This window comes from Anisomitus miae (SeqCode), assembly GCF_054906395.1.
Genome location: NZ_JBRACL010000006.1, coordinates 201,750 through 221,191 on the forward strand (window position 1 = coordinate 201,750; position 19,442 = coordinate 221,191).

At 30.0% G+C, this 19,442-nt stretch carries 21 protein-coding genes; 20 read left to right on the forward strand and 1 reads right to left on the reverse strand.

What is annotated here, in order from left to right:
- The first annotated feature begins 17 nt into the window (after nucleotides 1-17).
- From AALI31_RS03625 to rnhB, 20 genes are all read left to right on the forward strand, one after another.
- Nucleotides 18-1,382 carry a UDP-N-acetylmuramoyl-tripeptide--D-alanyl-D-alanine ligase gene (locus tag AALI31_RS03625; RefSeq protein ID WP_489885166.1) on the forward strand — a complete coding sequence of 455 codons (1,365 nt, stop codon included), beginning with the start codon at nucleotides 18-20 and terminating at the stop codon, nucleotides 1,380-1,382.
- A 59-nt stretch (nucleotides 1,383-1,441) separates the two neighbouring features.
- Nucleotides 1,442-2,398 carry a phospho-N-acetylmuramoyl-pentapeptide-transferase gene (gene mraY / locus AALI31_RS03630; protein ID WP_489885365.1) on the forward strand — a complete coding sequence of 319 codons (957 nt, stop codon included), beginning with the start codon at nucleotides 1,442-1,444 and terminating at the stop codon, nucleotides 2,396-2,398.
- A 17-nt stretch (nucleotides 2,399-2,415) separates the two neighbouring features.
- A complete protein-coding gene (gene spoVE, locus AALI31_RS03635) occupies nucleotides 2,416-3,573 on the forward strand; it encodes a stage V sporulation protein E (RefSeq protein ID WP_489885167.1) in 1,158 nt (385 codons plus the stop codon).
- 22 nt (nucleotides 3,574-3,595) lie between these two features.
- Nucleotides 3,596-4,372, forward strand: coding sequence for a cell division protein FtsQ/DivIB (locus tag AALI31_RS03640; RefSeq protein WP_489885168.1), 777 nt, complete (start codon nucleotides 3,596-3,598; stop codon nucleotides 4,370-4,372).
- A 97-nt stretch (nucleotides 4,373-4,469) separates the two neighbouring features.
- The gene (locus AALI31_RS03645) at nucleotides 4,470-4,943 is read left to right on the forward strand and encodes a cell division protein SepF (RefSeq protein ID WP_489885169.1); all 474 of its coding nucleotides are present in this window, start codon (nucleotides 4,470-4,472) and stop codon (nucleotides 4,941-4,943) included.
- A gap of 5 nt (nucleotides 4,944-4,948) precedes the next feature.
- Entirely contained in the window at nucleotides 4,949-5,728 is a 780-nt protein-coding gene (locus AALI31_RS03650) for a YlmH/Sll1252 family protein (RefSeq protein WP_489885170.1), read from the forward strand.
- Nucleotides 5,729-5,752: 24 nt separating this feature from the next.
- On the forward strand, nucleotides 5,753-6,436 hold the full coding sequence (locus tag AALI31_RS03655; RefSeq protein WP_489885171.1) for a DivIVA domain-containing protein: 684 nt from the start codon (nucleotides 5,753-5,755) through the stop codon (nucleotides 6,434-6,436).
- Between the two features lie 65 nt (nucleotides 6,437-6,501).
- On the forward strand, nucleotides 6,502-7,410 hold the full coding sequence (locus tag AALI31_RS03660; RefSeq protein ID WP_489885172.1) for an RluA family pseudouridine synthase: 909 nt from the start codon (nucleotides 6,502-6,504) through the stop codon (nucleotides 7,408-7,410).
- Between the two features lie 117 nt (nucleotides 7,411-7,527).
- Nucleotides 7,528-7,992, forward strand: coding sequence for a cell division protein SepF (locus tag AALI31_RS03665; protein ID WP_489885173.1), 465 nt, complete (start codon nucleotides 7,528-7,530; stop codon nucleotides 7,990-7,992).
- 184 nt (nucleotides 7,993-8,176) lie between these two features.
- Nucleotides 8,177-8,851: an SGNH/GDSL hydrolase family protein gene (locus AALI31_RS03670; RefSeq protein ID WP_489885174.1), complete on the forward strand. Its 675-nt coding sequence runs from the start codon at nucleotides 8,177-8,179 to the stop codon at nucleotides 8,849-8,851.
- 237 nt (nucleotides 8,852-9,088) lie between these two features.
- Nucleotides 9,089-12,664 carry a chromosome segregation protein SMC gene (smc, locus tag AALI31_RS03675; RefSeq protein ID WP_489885175.1) on the forward strand — a complete coding sequence of 1,192 codons (3,576 nt, stop codon included), beginning with the start codon at nucleotides 9,089-9,091 and terminating at the stop codon, nucleotides 12,662-12,664.
- 12 nt (nucleotides 12,665-12,676) lie between these two features.
- Nucleotides 12,677-13,585: a signal recognition particle-docking protein FtsY gene (ftsY, locus tag AALI31_RS03680; protein ID WP_489885176.1), complete on the forward strand. Its 909-nt coding sequence runs from the start codon at nucleotides 12,677-12,679 to the stop codon at nucleotides 13,583-13,585.
- A 61-nt stretch (nucleotides 13,586-13,646) separates the two neighbouring features.
- Nucleotides 13,647-13,985 carry a sigma factor-like helix-turn-helix DNA-binding protein gene (locus AALI31_RS03685; protein WP_489885177.1) on the forward strand — a complete coding sequence of 113 codons (339 nt, stop codon included), beginning with the start codon at nucleotides 13,647-13,649 and terminating at the stop codon, nucleotides 13,983-13,985.
- A gap of 15 nt (nucleotides 13,986-14,000) precedes the next feature.
- Complete coding sequence (gene ffh / locus AALI31_RS03690; protein WP_489885178.1) at nucleotides 14,001-15,362, forward strand: signal recognition particle protein; 1,362 nt, start codon at nucleotides 14,001-14,003, stop codon at nucleotides 15,360-15,362.
- Nucleotides 15,363-15,401: 39 nt separating this feature from the next.
- Nucleotides 15,402-15,644 (forward strand): 30S ribosomal protein S16, encoded by a 243-nt coding sequence (gene rpsP, locus AALI31_RS03695; protein ID WP_489885366.1) that lies wholly within the window; start codon nucleotides 15,402-15,404, stop codon nucleotides 15,642-15,644.
- Between the two features lie 24 nt (nucleotides 15,645-15,668).
- A complete protein-coding gene (rimM, locus tag AALI31_RS03700; RefSeq protein ID WP_489885179.1) occupies nucleotides 15,669-16,190 on the forward strand; it encodes a ribosome maturation factor RimM in 522 nt (173 codons plus the stop codon).
- On the forward strand, nucleotides 16,187-16,858 hold the full coding sequence (gene trmD / locus AALI31_RS03705; RefSeq protein WP_489885180.1) for a tRNA (guanosine(37)-N1)-methyltransferase TrmD: 672 nt from the start codon (nucleotides 16,187-16,189) through the stop codon (nucleotides 16,856-16,858). Before rimM ends, trmD begins: the two co-directional genes overlap by 4 nt.
- 18 nt (nucleotides 16,859-16,876) lie before the next feature.
- Nucleotides 16,877-17,233, forward strand: a complete 357-nt coding sequence (rplS, locus tag AALI31_RS03710; protein ID WP_489885181.1) for a 50S ribosomal protein L19 — start codon at nucleotides 16,877-16,879, stop codon at nucleotides 17,231-17,233.
- A 78-nt stretch (nucleotides 17,234-17,311) separates the two neighbouring features.
- Entirely contained in the window at nucleotides 17,312-18,184 is an 873-nt protein-coding gene (gene ylqF, locus AALI31_RS03715) for a ribosome biogenesis GTPase YlqF (RefSeq protein WP_489885182.1), read from the forward strand.
- The gene (gene rnhB / locus AALI31_RS03720; RefSeq protein WP_489885183.1) at nucleotides 18,156-18,968 is read left to right on the forward strand and encodes a ribonuclease HII; all 813 of its coding nucleotides are present in this window, start codon (nucleotides 18,156-18,158) and stop codon (nucleotides 18,966-18,968) included. Before ylqF ends, rnhB begins: the two co-directional genes overlap by 29 nt.
- Here rnhB and AALI31_RS03725 read toward each other — a convergent pair.
- The gene (locus tag AALI31_RS03725; RefSeq protein ID WP_489885184.1) at nucleotides 18,965-19,324 is read right to left on the reverse strand and encodes a YraN family protein; all 360 of its coding nucleotides are present in this window, start codon (nucleotides 19,322-19,324) and stop codon (nucleotides 18,965-18,967) included. The genes rnhB and AALI31_RS03725 overlap by 4 nt on opposite strands.
- Between the last annotated feature and the right edge of the window lie 118 nt (nucleotides 19,325-19,442).

The following is a 19,442-nucleotide window of genomic DNA, read 5'->3' on the forward strand; positions in this document are numbered from 1 at the left end:
TAGAGGATGTGACATAAATGAGATTGGATTTGGAAGAGATTTTGGATTGCATATCTGGAAAATTATTAATAAATGGTAGGCAAAATAGTTTTGATAAAATATCGATTGATACCAGAAGTTTAAATGGTCAAGAAATTTTTTTAGCCATTAACGGTAAAAATTTCGATGGAAATAAATATGTTCTAGATGCAATAAAGGGTGGAGCAAGGTTATGTATAATAGATAAAAAATATTTTGATATTGGAGAAATTAAATATCCTGATATCTCAATTATACTTGTTAAAGATACTTTAGAGGCCTTAGAAAAATTAGCTATTTATGTAAGAAATAAGTTGGATATTGATGTAATCGCTGTAACAGGATCAGTTGGCAAGACAACAACAAAGGACATTATATACGACTTTTTGGTTTCAAAGTACAAGGTGTACAAGGCACAAGGTAATTTGAATAATCATTTGGGAATGCCTATATCTCTTGTTAATATTGATGACGATTCTGAAGTGTGTGTCTTTGAACTGGGAATGAATAGGTTTGGAGAAATTGATTATTTAGTTAACATATTAAGACCTAATATAGGCATTATAACTAATATAGCTGAAAACCATATAGAGTATTTTCAAACTAGTGAGAATATATTAAAAGCTAAGATGGAGATTATCAATTATTTTAGTGACAATAGTGTACTTATCTTAAATAACGAAGATAAATTGCTAAGCAATGTAAATTGTGGTTTTAAAACACTTAGAGTAGGATTTACACAAGAGTGTGATTTGTATGCCGATAATATTAATTTAACTTCGTCTTTTACAGAATTTGATATTTTATACAATGGAGAAAAGGAAAGAGTGACTTTGCCACTGCTCGGAAAGCACAATGTGTTGAATTCTCTTATTGGTTTTAAAATATGTGAAATTTTTGATGTACCTATTGATTTGCTGAAATCTAGATTAGAGCTTTTAAGTATTTCTGAATTGAGACAAGAAGTATTTGAACATAAAGATATGATTATTATAAATGATTGCTACAATGCTGGACCGACTTCCATGAAGAGTAGTATAGATGTACTAAGTTTATACACTAATAAAGAAAAAGTTTGTATTTTAGGGGATATGAATGAATTAGGAGATAAATCTAAGTATTACCATGGTGAAATTTCTAAGTACTTAAACTCTAGGGTTGATAAGCTTGTGGCTATAGGTGAATATAGGTATGAATACAAAAGGTATTTTGGAAATATTAAAAACTGTTTCTGCTTTGAATCTATAGATGATTTTAAAAATGAGATACATAATATTTTGATCGGTAGAGAAGCAATTTTGATAAAGGCTTCCAGATCGTTAAAATTTGAGAAGGTTGCAAATATAATAAAGGAAAAATTTTGAAAAGGGGGGGCTTTCACTTATTTTTAAAATAAGTTTAAGTTGTTGAGAGAATGGGAATTATCATAGAGATGTTTCTTCCTTTAGCGTGTTCATTTATTTTGACGTATCTATTTGGGAAAATTATGATTCCAGTATTGCACAAGATGAAATATGGACAAAGCATAAGAGAAGAAGGACCTAAGACACATATGAAAAAACAGGGGACGCCCACTATAGGTGGAGTTATTTTCATAGTACCGACTTTTTTAATAACTATTTGTTATTCCATATTCTATGTAAAAACTTTAAAAAACAATGCAATTTTCGCTATGATATCATTTTTAGCATTTGGGTTTATTGGATTTTTGGATGATTATTTAAAGATAAAGAGAAGAAAGAATTTAGGATTAAGGGCATATCAGAAAATGATATTGTTACTAGTTGTGACTTACATAATTTATCTTTTATCAAATGATTACAGTACAGTTTTGTATATACCTGTGCTTAATTTGAATATTGAACTTTTACATTTTTATTTACCATTTCTGTTTTTGTATTTTACAGGTGTGACAAACGCAGTTAATTTAACTGATGGATTAGATGGACTAGCTACTACAGTAACAATAATTGTTCTTACATTTTTGTTTTTGGCTAGTTTTGTATTTGGAGATATTGATTTAGGTATATTTATATTTATTTTGATTGGAGCACTTATGGCTTTTCTAATTTTTAATATTAATCCAGCTAGGGTTTTTATGGGGGATACTGGTTCTCTTGCATTGGGAGGAGCTGTTTCTGTAAGTGCTTTTATTTTAGGAATAGAAGTGATTTTGATTTTGGTTGGTATAGTGTACGTTGTTGAAACACTGTCAGTTATAATTCAGGTAATTTCGTATAAGCTTACTAAAAAAAGAGTATTTAAAATGGCTCCAATACATCACCACTTTGAGCATATTGGATGGAGTGAAAATAAGGTTGTATATGTTTTTGGAATAGTTACTTTAATAGCATGTGTTTTATCTTTTTTATTATTGTGAAAGGAAATAATTTATACATGAAAGAAAAAGGTAATGATATAAAACATAAAACTAGGATTTCAAGATTACTCAGATTAAATAAAGCTGATGGTGAAATAGATTATGTTCTTTTTTATACTGTTATCCTTCTTGTTGCTATAGGAGCAATTATGATATACAGTGCTAGCTCATATAGAGCGGCAAATGAGCTACATGATAGTATGGCATATTTAAAAAAACAGTTAATGTTTATAGTAATTGGGGGATTTTCCATGTTTTTCTTCATGACTTGGAATTATAACAGATTGAAAAATGCTAGATTGATAATAGTCTTGATGATTGTAACGATAATACTTTTACTGTTAGTATTCTTATTTCCTCCAATAAATGGTGCACAAAGATGGATACAAATAGGACCATTATCACTTCAGCCATCTGAGATGGCCAAATATGTTGTTGTACTATATTTAGCAAAGAGTTTAGACAAAAAGGGTGATGAAATAAAAAAGTTTTGGAGAGGAATTTTTCCGACATTGTTAGTTGCAGGATTGTTTGCAATTCTTGTACTTGCGGAAAAAAACTTAAGTATAACTTCGGTAATAATGTTTGTAACTTTTATACTTATAACGATTTCTGGAGCTAGAAAAAGACATCTATTTACATTGGGGGGAGTAGGTTTGCTTGCTGGTGTATTGTTGATATTGTCAGCTCCTTATAGATTAAAAAGACTTTTGAGTTTTTTAGACCCATGGGCAGATCCTAGAGGAGATGGATATCAACTTATACAGTCTTTATTAGCACTTGGATCTGGGGGATTTTTAGGATTAGGATTTGGGATGTCAAGACAAAAAGCGTATTATTTACCAGAACCCCACAATGACTTTATATTTTCTGTTATTGCTGAGGAAACAGGATTTCTAGGTGGCATGTTGTTGATTATATTATTTGCGGTTTTGATATGGAGAGGAGTTGTTATTTCTATAAAGTGTAAGGACAATTTTGGGACTTTGATGTCTATGGGAATTACGTCAGTGATTGCAATACAAGCAATAATAAATTTAGCCGTTGTTACAGGTAGTATGCCCGTAACTGGGGTACCGTTACCTTTTATAAGTTATGGAGGATCATCATTGTTATTTAATATGACTGCTATGGGAATTCTTTTAAATATTTCTAGAAATAGAATTAGATCGTAAAAAATATTTATGAGGTAATTTGTTGAATACTAAGTACAGTAAAGAGATTATTAATAAAAATAGATTAATAAAGAGAAGAAGGATATTCCTTCTAAGAAGAATTATATTTATATTTTTGGTATTCGTATTGTTTATGCTTATATTTGTAAACTCATCCATTTTTGCTATAAGGCATATAAAAATTTCGGGAAATAGAATTTTGTCTGAAGATTACATAATTAAGGAAATAAATTCACTATATAACAAAAATATATTTTTTCATTCAATAAAATCGGATGTGGATGTGTTGAAGGGAAATAAATACGTAGAAAATGTTAGCTTTAAGAAGATTTATCCAAACACAATAGATTTAATTATAAATGAGGTCAATGCTTATTACTATATGTATAATAGTGATAATTATTACGTATTTGATAAAGATGCAAAGCTTATAGATATTTCTGAAGGTAAAAAAGATATTCAATTGATTGAGATAGTCGGAGTAAGTTTACCAGATGATATAAAGGATGGTCAAATATTGTTTGATGATGATAGTAGAGAGCTAAGATGGATAAGAAATTTAAGCGAATTATTGAGTTTGAATAAGAGTAGTATCAAATTTGATTATGTAAATTTGAGTAATGTACATAGTGTGATAATAGGATACAACAATATACAAATAAAAATAGGTAGCAATTCTGATTTGAGAGATAAGCTGAACTTAGCGATAAATATCATAAACTCAAATGAAAAATTTAAAAATATGAAAGGATACATAGATGTAAGAGCTAAGGACTATCCGGTAATTTTGTTAGAATAATTTTTGAAATATATTCTATAAAAGAAGGAAATAGACTTTTTTTGTAGAATATTCTATGCCAAGAGAGAAGTGAAAGAAATTATAGGGGGTAGGAAATATGGCTTTGAAGAATGCGGCCGAAAAGGTTTGGGGTTTTTTTGGTCTCAAAGATGAGTATGAGGATGTTTTTGAAAATGAAAATAAGCAAAAAAGTCCTGATGAAACTTTTTCCATTAATAAACAAAATAGCCAAGCAGATTTGCCAAATTTGAGTGGTAAGGTAGTAAATCTTCATTCGGGTGCTAATGTAGCTAAGATGACTATAATAAAGCCTGTTGCTTATGAGGAGGTTTTGGGTATTTGTGACGACCTAAAGAATAGGAAGATTGTTATAGTTAATGCGACCATTCTAGAACCTAAGGTTGCTCAGAGGACTGTGGATTTTTTGTGTGGGGCGAGTTATGCCTTGGATGCGGAATTTCAAGAAGTTGAAAAATCTATTTATATATTGGCTCCTTCGAATGTTGAGGTTACAAATGAATTGAAGAAAGAGATACAAACAAGGAGTAGTTTGTTTAGTTGGGCTAAGTAAGAGAATTGTTATCCAAAGATAGATTTTCAGAAATTTGTAGTGGTTCTTGTGAAAATATAGACAAGCTATATAGTTTGTATATCGCTTCACTTAGGAGTGGGAAGATCAAGATTTCGGATGTCTTTTATGATAGAATGGTGTTTAGTTCGCTGAGATGTGTTCCTTCGGTCATTGGTTTGAAGGTCTGTTCGTATGGATTCGTGGATGATGCTCAAAGGGTTCTTATTGCATTTTCTCATTACGATATAGATGAAGATACTATCTTTAATACTGTTGCTAGAGTTTTGAGGATTTCTTATAACGATAAGTTTATTAAGTTATCTCATAGGGATTTTTTGGGCGGTATTATGTCTTTGGGTTTTACTCGTGAGAAAATGGGAGATTTGGTTTTAGAAGGTAATTGTGCGTATGTTCCGATTGTAACAAGTTTTGCAGAATATGTTATTCAAAATTTGAAGAAGATCAAAAATGTGTGTGTTGATGTTGGTTTTGCATTATTTAATAAATTACCTCGGAAAAATTTTGAAATTTTATATAGGGTTGTAGGCTCACTTAGGATTGATTGTATGGTGTCAGCTCTAACAAATATTTCTAGGGAAAGTGCTAAGAGTTTAATTAGAAGTTCGAAAGTTAGGCTTAATGGATTTGTGGTGTTAGATGTTGATACAAAGGTTTGTGAGTATGATATAATTACCATAAGTGGTTATGGTAAATTTAAAATTAGGGAAAACTTGGGTAGTACAGCTAAAAATAAAATTAAAGTTATTGTAGATAAATTTATTTGAATGAAAGTTTTGAGGTGAATGTTTGTGAAATTAACTCCGGTTGATATTACTAATAAGGAATTTAGGAAAATGCTCAGGGGGTATGATCCAGAAGAAGTAGATGAGTTTTTGGATCAGATCGTCGAAGATTACGAGGAGCTTTTTAAAGAGAATTCTTTATTAAAAGAGAAAATTAATGCCATGAATGAAAAGATTGAGCATTATGCCAAGATAGAATCAACTATACAAAATACATTGTTATTGGCTCAGAATGCAGCTGAGCAAGCTAAAATTTCTTCTCAGAAGGAAGCAGATATGGTTATAAAGCATGCAAATGATTCTGCTAAAAAGATATTGGATAAAGCACACACTGATGTGGTATCTATAACGCACGAATATGATAAATTAAAGCAGGAGTTTGTGAAATTTAGGGCTAAATTTAGGAATTTTATAACTGTGCAGATGGAAACTTTTGAAGACTTGGAGAAGGATTTTATCAAAAATTATAATTTGAATAAAGTTAATGAAGCAACACTTGAAAGCGTTAAGGAAGATGAAAATTTTGATAAAGAGTCTAATTTAGAATTGGAAAAAATCAATAAAGAGGATAAGGGGCATTCGATACAGAATTTTGGATCTGAGGATGAGCTTGCATCCAGATTTGGAAATTCGGAAGAGCTTGATTCTGATCTTGAAAATATAAAGAAGTTTTTTGTTAGTGAAACATAAAGTTTGTTCTATACTGCACTGGAGTCATTTATTGTACTCGGTGCAGTTTGTTTATAGGTTAACGTATGAAAGAAATTGTTGTTGATAGTGAAAAGTATTTGAATTTTAGACTTGATAAAGTTTTGTTGGATTATCTTGGGGAGCTTTATAGTAGGAGTTTTATTCAAAAATTAATTTTAGACAAAAAGATTATGGTAAATGATAAAGTTGTGAAAGTTTCCTATAGGTTAAGATTAAATGATAAAATTTCTATTTTAGATCGTGAAATTAAGAAATTATCCATTGAAAAAGAGGATATACCTTTAGACATTGTTTATGAGGACATAGATATTATTGTTGTAAACAAACCACAGGGAATGATAGTTCATCCTGCACAAAATATAAATACGGGTACTTTAGTTAATGCCTTAATGCATCACTATAAAGATTTGTCCGCTATTAACGGAATCGAAAGACCTGGAATTGTACATAGAATTGATAAAAATACGTCTGGCGTATTGGTTATTGCAAAAAATGATTTTTCTCATAGGTTTTTGAGTGAGCAATTTAAAGTTCACTCGATACGAAGAGAGTATGTTGCTTTGTTAAATGGTGTAATTAAAGATTCTGAAGGGACGGTTTCCGGTAACATTGGAAGACATCCTAAGGACAGAATTAAAATGGCGATTGTTAAAAATAGTAATGGTAAAAGTGCTATAACAGAATTTAAAGTTTTAAAGAGATACCATAAACATTCTCTGGTTTTGTGTAAACTTCATACGGGGAGGACTCATCAGATTAGAGTCCATATGAGCAGTATTGGATTTCCTATAGTTGGAGATTCTGTTTATGGATTGAAAAAAAATGATATATATAATGAAGGGCAACTTCTTCATGCTAGAGTTATAGGGTTCGTACATCCAAGTACGAAGAGATATATAGAATTTAAGGTAAAAATTCCAGATTATTTCAAAAATATAATATCTAACCTTTAAAGAATGTTATCACTTTGGAAAAAATATATTTCCCTCAATTGGATAAAAATAATGTAGATTAGTTTTGCTTAGTTTATTGTTTGTTTCGTAGTTTAGATTGAAGGAGGAAGTGTTGGTATGGGACTAAAAAATGCAGCGGATAAGGTTTGGGGATTTTTTGGGCTTAAAGATGGAGAATTTGAGTTTGAAGATGAAATGAGTGAAGAGATGAACACTAAGAATGATTTAAATAAAGATTTTGGCAAAATTACAAATTTTAAATCTATAGTGGGCAAAAATGACAACAAGTTTTATGGCGATACGAAAATGAGAATTGTTAAACCGGTTGTGTATAGTGACGTTCTCAATATATGTGAGGATTTAAAGGATAGAAAAATAATATTGATAAATACAACTTTGTTAGATTCCAAAATAGCTCATAGGATGTTGGATTTTTTATGTGGAGCGAGTTATGTTTTGAATGCGGAGCTTCAGGAAATTGAAAAGGGAATATATGTTTTTGTACCTTTCAATATAGAGCTTACATCCAAAGACGAAGATGAGCAAGATGGTAAAAAGTCAATTTTAGAATGGGATAATTAATACATATGGTTGGTTCATTATACAAGCTGTGGATTTTGGGTTTTTAAAAATCCACAGTTTATTTTTACAAAAAAGTAAATTCATAGAAATTATAAATATATTTTATTAAATATGTTTATTTGATTGAGCAATGTCGAATAGGTATATAAATATAATTCATTTTAATTAAAGAGGATTTTTTATAATGTCAAATAAAGAATATTTATATGAAAAATTTCAAATTGAAGAATACATGGTTAATTTTTTGAATGATGTGCTTTCTACCAAGTGGGATACTGATATAAGAAAGGAAATAGTTTTTTTAGGAGATTCGTTAATTAGAGATTATGATTTAAATAGATTCTTCCCAAATATTAAAGATAAATTATTTAATTGTGGCATATCTGGAATAACTACTGAGGGAATGTTCAATATAATTAAGCAAGGTGTCGTGCGTCATAAACCTGATACTGTCGTATTGCTAGTTGGAACAAACGATATGAGTGAATACAATGATAAACGAGATGGGGAAATAATTTTAAATATCGCACGGATAGTAACAGAATTAAAGATAATACTTGGGGGAGTAAATATAGTTTTGATATCGATATTGCCATGTGATGAAAAAAGATATGGAAAAGATGTTGTAGGAGGAGGAAGAGAAAATTCTAGAATAGTACAATTGAATGAGAGTCTTAAATATTTTAAAAAGTATTTTAAAGATTTATTTTATGTTGATGCCTTCGACGTTTTGTCAGATAAGAATGGTAATTTGATAAATTCACTTACTCATGATGGACTCCATTTAAATGTCAATGGATATGAGAAATTGACATCGTCACTAGAGCCAATTATAAACAAGCTATTAAAAAAAGATTGAAAAATTAGTGAAAAGTTTACATACTTAGTTATGTAAACTTATTTTGTTTTTGTTGTAAAATTTAAATAATCTAATTAGCTACTTAATTTATTTTGAGGAGTTGAAATTCTGTGAAAAGGAATACGAAAAAGAAGTTGATAACCATAGTATCCTCAATAATATTAATTATATTTTTAACAAGTATAATTATAGGATTAGTTATTTGAAAATTTTATCAGAGAGGATAAAAATTTTGATATGATTCTAAAATCTATAGAGATAAAAGGATTTAAGTCATTTGCTGATTACACAGAGCTTACATTTAGACAAGGCATAACCTCAGTTGTTGGACCTAACGGAAGTGGAAAAAGCAATATTTCAGATGCTATAAGGTGGTGTCTTGGTGAGCAAAGTGTGAAAACTTTGCGTGGTGGCAAAATGGAGGACATTATATTTTCAGGGACTCAATTCAGGAAACCAATATCTTTGGCTCAGGTTTCTCTTAGTATAGATAATTCAAAAAGAGAACTTCCAATAGAGTATTCCACATTAACAGTTTCTAGAAAATTGTACAGATCAGGTGAAAGTGAATATTTGATCAACAATAAGGTATGTAAACTTAAAGACATACACGAGTTGTTTTTTGATACAGGAATAGGAAAGGAAGGCTATTCGCTAATAGGTCAAGGAAGGATAGAAGCAATATTAAGTGGTAAGGTTGATGATAGGAGAGCACTTATAGAAGAGGCTGTTGGTATAACAAAGTATAAATTTAAAAAAGATGAAGCACAAAATAAAATTGATCAAGCAAATGAAAATTTAATAAGGATAAATCATATATTGAGTACCTATAATGAGTACATGAAGCCTTTGTATATTGAAAAAAATAAAGCAAAACAGTTCTTAAAATTGTCTAAAGAACTTAGAGAGATTGAGATTCTGCTATTTTCAAATAAAGTACATAAAATTTATAGTGAAATTAGAGATTTGAAAGTTGAGCTGAATTATAATTGCAAAGAATTAAATAATGTAAATGATGAAAAGGCATCTTTGGAAAATGATAAAGAGAAATTTGAAAATATTTTAAATCAGTTAGTCAATGAAGAAAAAGAGAATCGCAGTAATTTTTACGAAATAAAAGATAAAATTCAATCCATTACTAATGAATTGAATTTGGAAAATAATAGTATAAATGTCCTTAATAATTCAAACGCTATTTATAAAAAACAGTTGGATGAAAATAATTTTAAGCTAGATAACATAGAGTCAAAGGAAAATATAATTGATAAAACAAGAGCTAAATTCGAAAATGATCTTGAGGAGTTGTGTAATTATATAAATGAATTTAAAAAAATTGTTCAAGATAAAAAGCACCAAATAGAGGATATGAATTCTCAATTGGAAAAATTTAAATTGCAAGAATTAGAGCTCTTTGAAACTAACACAACTATAAGAAATAAAATTGGGTTTATGAATTCAAATTTTGAATCATTGATACACGAAAGAGATTCTTTGAAAATTGAAATAAGTATGATACAAAAAAGAATTTATGATATAGAGAATGATATTCAAGAACAAGAATTTAAAAGGGAAATAAAAAATAAAAATTTACTCGATAATCAAAATGATTTAACTGACATTGGAATTTTGATTAATGATATTGAGAGAAAGGTAAATACATATAAAGCAGAACTGGATAAACTTAATAAATCAATTGTAGTTCAAAAAACAAATTTGGATATGATGATCCAGTTTGAAAGTAATTATGATGGGTTTAGTCGAACTGGAAAAAGTTTAATGAATGAAATAAATAATGGAACTTTATCTATGTTTAAGGATAAATGTTTCATTGTAGGAAGCATTTTTAGTACCAAGCAAAAGTATGAACTCGCAATAGAAACTGCAATTGGAGGACATATATCAGATATAATTACAGAAAATGATTACATAATCAAAGAGATTATCAATTATTTAAAACGGAATAATGGTGGTAGGGTTACATTCCATCCTCTCAATATAATTAAAGATTTTAATGTAAAAACTATAACGGGTATTGAGGAGCAAAATGGATTTATAGATTTTGCTATTAATCTTGTAGATGTTGATAAGAGATTTATTAAAATTGCTAGAAACATTCTCGGTAAAACTATAATCTGTGATACCATAGATAATGGTATTGATATTGCCAAATTTATAAACTTTTCCAGTAAAATAGTGACCATTGATTCCCAAATTATTAATCCAGGAGGTTCTATAACTGGAGGAAGTAACAATCATTTTAAAAATACAAACATATTGGGTAGAAAGAGAAAGATTGAAGAACAAAGAGCTGAAATAAAGCAAAGTTTAATTAATGTTAAGCAAATTGAAGAAAAATATTTTGAGTATCAAAATAAATATGAAGAATTAAATTCAAATTCCAAGAGAATCGAGACTATCATTCAAGATTTGAAAATTGATTTGTTAAGAATAGACAATGAAGTAGATTTTAAAAATAAGAATAGAATTCGAGAGATCGAGGAAATGAATACCAGAAATAATAGTTTGATGAATTTGGAAAATTATATCTTGAATGAGGAAAGTGGCATTGAAAAATTAAATAGCGAATGTATATTTAATGAAGATGTATATCAAAGCGTAAAGAAAAATATAGAAGACATAAGTGAAAAAATAGCTTTATGCAATGAAAAATTAAAAATTGAGGAAGATAAAATAGCTTTAGATAGAATTGAAAAATCAAAAATAGAGGGGAATATTTCAAATATTAATTATGAAATCGAGAGGATTGCACTAGATAAAAAAGAGATAACTTTGATTAATGAAAGTATAAGAAAAGAGATTTATGGTATCGAAGATAAGATAAAAAATCATATACGTAATACTGAAGACTTGAAGGAGAAAATTAATATTCTTACTAACCATAATTTAGAAAACGAAAAGAAATTTGACGAGTATACAATTAGGCAAAATGATCTTAAAAATAAGGTCAAAGAGATAAGTACATATATAGAGGATACGAATCAAAGATCATATAAATTTGAAAATCTCATAAATTCTTTGAATATAAAAATTGCTAAGCTAGAGACAGAGTTTGATGCTCTTAGCTATAAATTACATAATGAGTATGATATTGAATTCAATGGAAGCAAAAATGAAAAGTATTTTTTAACAAACTCTGATATCGATTCTTTTACAGTGAAAGTTGTAACTTTGAAAAAGAATATATCAGATTTAGGAAATATAAATCTTGGTGCTATCGAAGAGTATGAAGAGCTAAATAAAAAAGTCGAATTCATGACTCATCAAAAAGAGGATCTTGATAAAAGTAAAAAGGAACTTCAAGAATTTATTGAAGAGATAACTTTAAAAATGAGAGAGATCTTTCTGGAAAAGTTTGAAATCATGAATAAAAATTTCGATAAAACTTTCAAAGAACTCTTTAAAGGTGGAAGTGCTTCTTTATTTTTGGGAGAAGGGGATGAGCTTGAAAGCAATATAGAAATAATCGTTCAGCCTCCAGGGAAAAAACTTCAGAATCTGAATCTGTTATCCGGTGGAGAAAAAGGATTGTCGGCTATTTCTCTTTTGTTTGCAATTCTTAGAATGAAGCCAGTATCATTTTGTGTTCTTGATGAAATAGAGGCTGCTCTTGATGATAGTAATGTTTTAAGATTCTCAGAATTTTTAAAAGAGTTTTCCTCAAATATACAATTTATAATAATAACTCATAGAAAGATAATAATGGAAGCGAGTGATGTTATATATGGGGTAACTATGCAGGAAAAGGGAATTTCAAAAGTTGTTTCTATAAATCTGGCAAATTATAAAGTGTGAGGGGGTACTACTGTGCTTAATAATTTTTTTTCCAAGTTAAAGCAGGGGCTAAATAAAACTAGAGAGAATTTTACGGACAAGTTAAATTCTATACTCGGAATAGCAATAGCTATAGATGAAGATTTGTATGAGGAAATTGAAGAAATGATTATTATGAGTGACATAAGTGTGGATGTCGCTTCACAGATGATAGAAAAATTAAAATGTGTAATACGTGAGAGAAAAATTAAAGATCCCGATATGATAAAACCACTACTCAAAGAAATCATGCTCGATATGTTAGAGGATACCACGGAATTATCAGAAGAGGAATTTCCCCAAATTATTGTTATGATTGGGATAAATGGTGTTGGCAAAACTACAAGTATCGGTAAGCTTGCTAATCATTTTAAAAATGAAGATAAAAGTGTTATTATAGCAGCAGGTGATACATTTAGGGCAGCAGCTATAGAACAATTACAGGTTTGGGCTGATAGAGTAGATGTGAAAATGATAAAGCATGATCAAGGAGCCGATTCTTCAGCTGTTATTTTTGATGCTATAAAATCTTTTAAAGCGAAGTCTTTGGACATTTTGATTTGTGATACAGCAGGTAGGTTACATAACAAAAAGAATCTTATGAATGAACTTAGGAAAATAAATAAGATTATTGAAAAAGAATGTGACAATGTGAGTAGGGAAATATATCTCGTTCTTGATGCGACTACTGGTCAAAATGCTCTCAATCAAGCTATTGAATTTAAAGAGGTTGCAGACATAACTGGTTTGATTTTAACCAAACTTGATGGAACAGCAAAGGGAGGAATGATTTTATCAATAAAGGATAAGTTAGGAATACCAGTTAAGTATATAGGAGTTGGTGAAGGTGTTGATGATTTGCAAAAATTTTCTCCAGAGGATTTTGTAGATGCATTGTTTTAGTTAATATGTCAAGTAGTTTTACTTGACATATTTTTTTTATAATGTTAGAATGGATTGGGTAATGGATAAGAGGAATTTGGAGAATAGAAATTACATAATTTTGCTCATAGACGCCTACGGAAATCTTTTAACTGATAAACAAAGATATATTTTAGAATTATATTTCTTTGAGGATTTGTCGTTAGTCGAAATCGCAAAAATTAATAATTCTAGTAGGCAGTCAATCTTATATTCAATAAACAATAGTGTGAATCAACTTGAGGCTTTTGAGAAAAAGGTAAAAGTATTAGAGAAAGATGAGGAACTCAAAGTTAAAAAAGGTGTGTTGGTGGAGATCTTGATGAAGCATTTGGATTATGATTCAAATTTGGATTTGTATAATTTTATTGAGAATATGTAGAACGGGGGTGTAGAATTGGCTTTTGATGGATTGGCGAATAAGCTTCAGGGGATTTTTAAAAAGCTGAGAGGCAAAGGTAGGTTATCTGAGCAAGATATAAAACTTGCTATGAGAGAAGTTAGATTGGCTTTACTCGAATCTGATGTCAATTATAAAGTTGTGAAAAGGTTTGTGAATAACGTAAGTGAGAAATCCTTAGGTGAAGAAGTCCTTGATAGCCTAACCCCTGCTCAGCAAGTTATAAAAATAGTAAATGAAGAATTAAAATTCATAATGGGAAATGAACAAAGCAAATTGAATTTCAAACATAGTGGGACTACAGTTATTATGCTTGTAGGGCTTCAAGGTGCTGGTAAAACGACTATGGCGGCGAAGTTAGCACTTCATTGTAGAAAGTTGGGTAAAAGTCCTATGTTAGTTGCTTGCGATGTTTATAGACCGGCTGCTATAAAACAATTGGAAGTTTTGGCTAACCAGATAAACATTCCAATGTTTTCGATGGGGAATGAAGTTAGTCCAGTTGAAATTGTGAAGAGTGCACTTGAGAAATCGAAGGATAGTTCATCGAATTTGTTAATAATAGATACAGCAGGTAGGTTGCATATAGATGAAGAATTGATGGATGAGCTCAAAAAGATTAAAGAGATTTCTGATCCAGATGATATCTTGATGGTCGTTGATTCTATGATTGGTCAGGAGTCGGTCAATGTAGCCCAAACCTTTGATGAAAATTTGGATATTAGTGGATTTATTTTAACGAAATTAGATGGAGATACTAGGGGGGGAGTAGCCCTTTCTATAAAGGAAGTAATAGGTAAGAATATTAAATTTATAGGTACTGGTGAAAAAGTAAATGATTTAGAGGTATTTCATCCAGACAGAATGGCTTCAAGGATACTTGGTATGGGTGACGTTATTTCACTTATCGAAAGGGCTCAAGAGGCTATCGATAAAGATGAAGCACAAAAATTGAGTGAAAGAATGCTTGCCAACGAATTTAATTTTGAAGATTTTAAGAGTGCTATGAAACAAATGCGAAAGATAGGTTCTTTTTCAAAAATATTGGAGATGATTCCTGGAATAGGAAGCTCCATGAAGGGTCTTAAAGGGATAAACTTAGAAGATAGTGAGAAGGAGCTTCAGAGGATTGGAGTTATTATAGATTCTATGACTTTGGCTGAAAGACGTAACCCTAAGCTTTTGATAGGTTCTTCGTCGAGGAAAAATAGAATTGCCAAAGGTTCGGGAAGTACTATACAGCAAGTTAATAAATTGATAAAAGATTTTGAAAATATGAGTAAGGTTATGAAACAGTTTAAAGGATTTGGAAAAGGTAAATTTGGAAAGAATGGAATTTTCCCTAAATTACCTTTCTAGCGTGAATGGATAGAAATTTTGAATAATCAGGAGGAAAAAATTATGGTAAAAATAAGATTAAGAAGAATGGGAAGTAAGAAAAGACCATTTTATAGAATTGTTGTGGCTGATTCAAGAAGTCCTAGAGATGGGAGATTTATAGCTGAAGTTGGCAATTATAATCCTATGAAAGATCCAATTGAGTTTAATTTTAAGGAAGAAGAAATAAGAAAGTGGATTTCTAATGGTGCTCAACCGACAGATGCAGTTAATAGATTGTTAATTAAGGCAGGTATTAATTAGTTTTAGAGATTTGTGGTGTTTGTTGTGATTAGATTTTTTTCTATAGGTAAAATATCTAAGCCTCATGGGGTTAGAGGTGAAGTCAATGTCTTGCCGTTTGATGAGGAGCTTAATATATTTAAGAAATTAGATAAAGTATTTTTGAGTAGTTATGATGTGGATGAAAGCGACTTGGAAGAAATTGAAATTGAATTTGTGAAATTTAAAAACAAGAGGGTCGTAATTAAATTTAGTCAATTTGATTCTTGTGATGATGCTGAGTCATTAAGAAATAAATTCGTGAGGATAAAGAGAGAGGATATTTCACTTAAGGATGGAGATTATTTTGTAGCAGATATAGTAGGGTGTTGCGTGTATGATGAGAACGGTTTATTTTTAGGTAAAATTGCAGATGTGATAAAGACTAAAAATAACGATGTGTATTGGATAAAGAAGTCAGATGACAATGATGAGTTACTGATTCCTATTTTAAGATCAGTAGTTTTAGATATAGATGTTTTCCAGAAGAAGATAATTATTAAACCTGTAAAGAGTTGGTTGTTATGAAGATAAGTATCTTAACTTTGTTCCCGAATATGTTTGAAGTATTTAATTATAGTATAGTGGGTAGAGCAAGGGCTAGCGGAAACGTAGAGATGAATTTGGTAAATATTAGGGATTTTTCTGTTGACAAGCATAAAAAGGTTGATGATTATCCTTTTGGTGGTGGTGCAGGACTCGTAATGGGGGTTGAGCCCATATACAATGCTATAAATAGCGTAAATAAAGCTATGGGAGATATGGTAATATATCTAGGACCAAGAGGAAGTACCTTTGATCATAAAAAGGCAATTGAGTTATCAAACCGAGAGCATTTGATATTTCTGTGTGGACATTACGAGGGAATTGATGAGAGGTGTTATAATTTTATAGATGAAGAAATTTCTATTGGCGATTTTGTTTTAACTGGTGGTGAGATGGCAGCTATTCCTATTATCGATAGTATAGTTAGACTTTTGCCAAATGTTATAAACGAACATAGTTTAGAAAGCGAGTCATTTGTTGGAGGCTTGATGGATTTTCCTCAATACACAAGACCACGTGAGTTTATGGGATTAAGTGTTCCAGATGTACTTTTGTCAGGAGATCATAACGAAATAAACAAATGGAGATATGCCAAATCCTTAGAGATAACACGTAAATTTAAACCTTATTTGTTAGAAGATCATAAATAAACTTGGAGGTTGTAAAAAATGAATGAATTGATTAAGTACATAGAATCTAAGTATATGAAAGAGGAAGTGCCTGCTTTTAATGTAGGCGATACTGTTAAAGTTAGTATACTTGTAACTGAGGGTAGTAAGGAAAGAACTCAGATTTATGAAGGAACAGTTATAAAAAGACAGAATGGTGGAATTAGGGAAACGTTTACTGTTAGGAGAATAGCTTATGGCGTTGGAACAGAGAAGACTTTTTTGTTGCACTCTCCTAAAGTTTTAAATATAGAAGTAACTAGATATGGTAAAGTTAGAAGAGCTAAGCTTTATTACTTAAGAGATAGAATAGGAAAAGCTACTAAAGTTAAGGAGAGAATTGTAAATAGGAAGTAGTTGGCGAGCTTATTTTATAAATGGTAAATTTCTGGTTTGGGGATTTACCTATTTTATTTTTTATTAAGGAGTTTTGTTATGAATATAAATTGGTTTCCTGGACATATGTTCAAAACACAAAAGGAAATTAAAAGTATGATTAATTTAGTTGATTTAATTATAGAAATACGAGATGCACGAGCTGTTATTGCAACTACAAATCCAGATATAGAAAATTTAACTAGAGGGAAACCTAGGATTATAGTTTTGAGTAAAATTGATTTGGCTGATAGCAATGTAACCAACGAATGGATTAAATTTTATGAAAATAGTGATATTAACTGCGTTAGTCTAAATATTGTTAGAAACAAAAATATAAAAGATATTAATTTTATGATTAACAGAATTCTCGGAGATAAAATAAAGAGGTATGAATTGAAAGGTGTTAAAAATTACACATTAAGAGGAATAATTCTTGGCATACCAAATGTCGGAAAGTCATCTTTAATAAATAGGATTTGTAATAGCAGTGTTGCTCGAGTTGGAAATAAGCCTGGAGTTACAAAATCTAAGCAATGGATTAAGACTAAATGGGGTATTGATTTATTGGATACTCCGGGAATACTATGGCCCAAATTCAGTAGTGAGGATGTGGCATTAAATCTTAGTTACATAGGGTCTATAAAAGATGAAATTTTAGATATTCAGGAATTGGCATATAGGTTAACCGAATTTTTATCATTAAATTATAGGAAAAATTTAGAATCTGTGTACAACCTGGTTGTATCAGATGATGTTTCTGAGAACTTTGATAATATAGGAATAAGACTTGGGTGTATAAAGAAAGGTTCTACTATTGATTATGATAGATTATCAAAGATGATATTAACAGATTTCAGATCAGGAAAGTTAGGAAATATTTCCTTAGAAACTCCTCAAGATTTTGAAAGGGTACAAAGAAATGAAATTTGAAAATTATAAGGTAAGCGATATAAAAATGTTTTTGAGCGATTTGGACATGGATAATCCCGAATTGGATATAATTATTGATGAAATATCGGGAGATAGTAGGGCAACAGTTAAGAGATTATTATCGCAATTTAAAAATAAGTATAGAAATTTTAATGATAGAAAATTAATGAATGAGAAATTTTATAATTTTGATAGAGATTATGTCCTAAGATATAACTATATTATTGCTGGATGTGATGAAGTTGGAAGAGGTCCATTAGCAGGACCTATTGTATGTGCTTGCGTTATACTTGATTTATATAGTAATGATAAAATCATAAAAGATATAAATGATTCTAAAAAAATAAAAGATAGAAATTTCAGAAAATATCTAAGTGATGTGATTAAAGAAAAGGCTAAGCACTTTAATATAGTTGAGATATCAAACACTGAAATAGATAGAATTGGAATAGGTGTTGCTAACCAGATTGGACTTAGAAGAAGTGTTGAAGGGGTTAATAGTTCAATTGATTTGGTTCTTTCGGATGGATATCCTATTGAAGATCTAAAATTTAAAAATATTCACTTAATAAAGGGGGATACAAAAAGTGCATCGATAATGTGTGCGTCTATAATTGCGAAGGTATATAGAGATGAAATTTTGATTAGCTACCATGAAGAATTTCCACAGTATGATTTTATAAATAACGTTGGGTATGGAACTCGTACTCATGTTCAAGCAATAATGAAATACGGTGCATGTAAATATCATCGCAGAAGTTTTCTAAAAAATTATATCCGCTAAAATATATTTTCAATATAGTTATAACTGTATTTGTTTGATGCCCAAAATTTTATTTCCATCAAATCAAATCTAAAATTGACATCGTGGAGATTGTTTATGCTTATGAAGTAGTTTGCTGTACGTTTAATTCTGAATTGTTTTGTCTTGGTAATTTGTTCCTTTGGCTCGTATATGAAATTACGCTTGAATAAAGACAGACTTTTAACTTCGACAAATGAAATCACATTATCTTTGACACATATTATATCAATTTCTCCAACTTGAGATCTGAAGTTTCTATGTAAAATTTTAAAATGTTTATTTACAAGCAACTGGGTTGTTAAATCCTCAGCGACATTTCCTATTTTCCTAGACACTATATTAGATTCCCTCGTTTTAAGAATTCTAAAAAATCTCATATAACAGGACTATTCTAAGGGATTTAGATTTTATTGTCAATTTAAATATTTATATTGATAAAAAAGGCACTCGTAT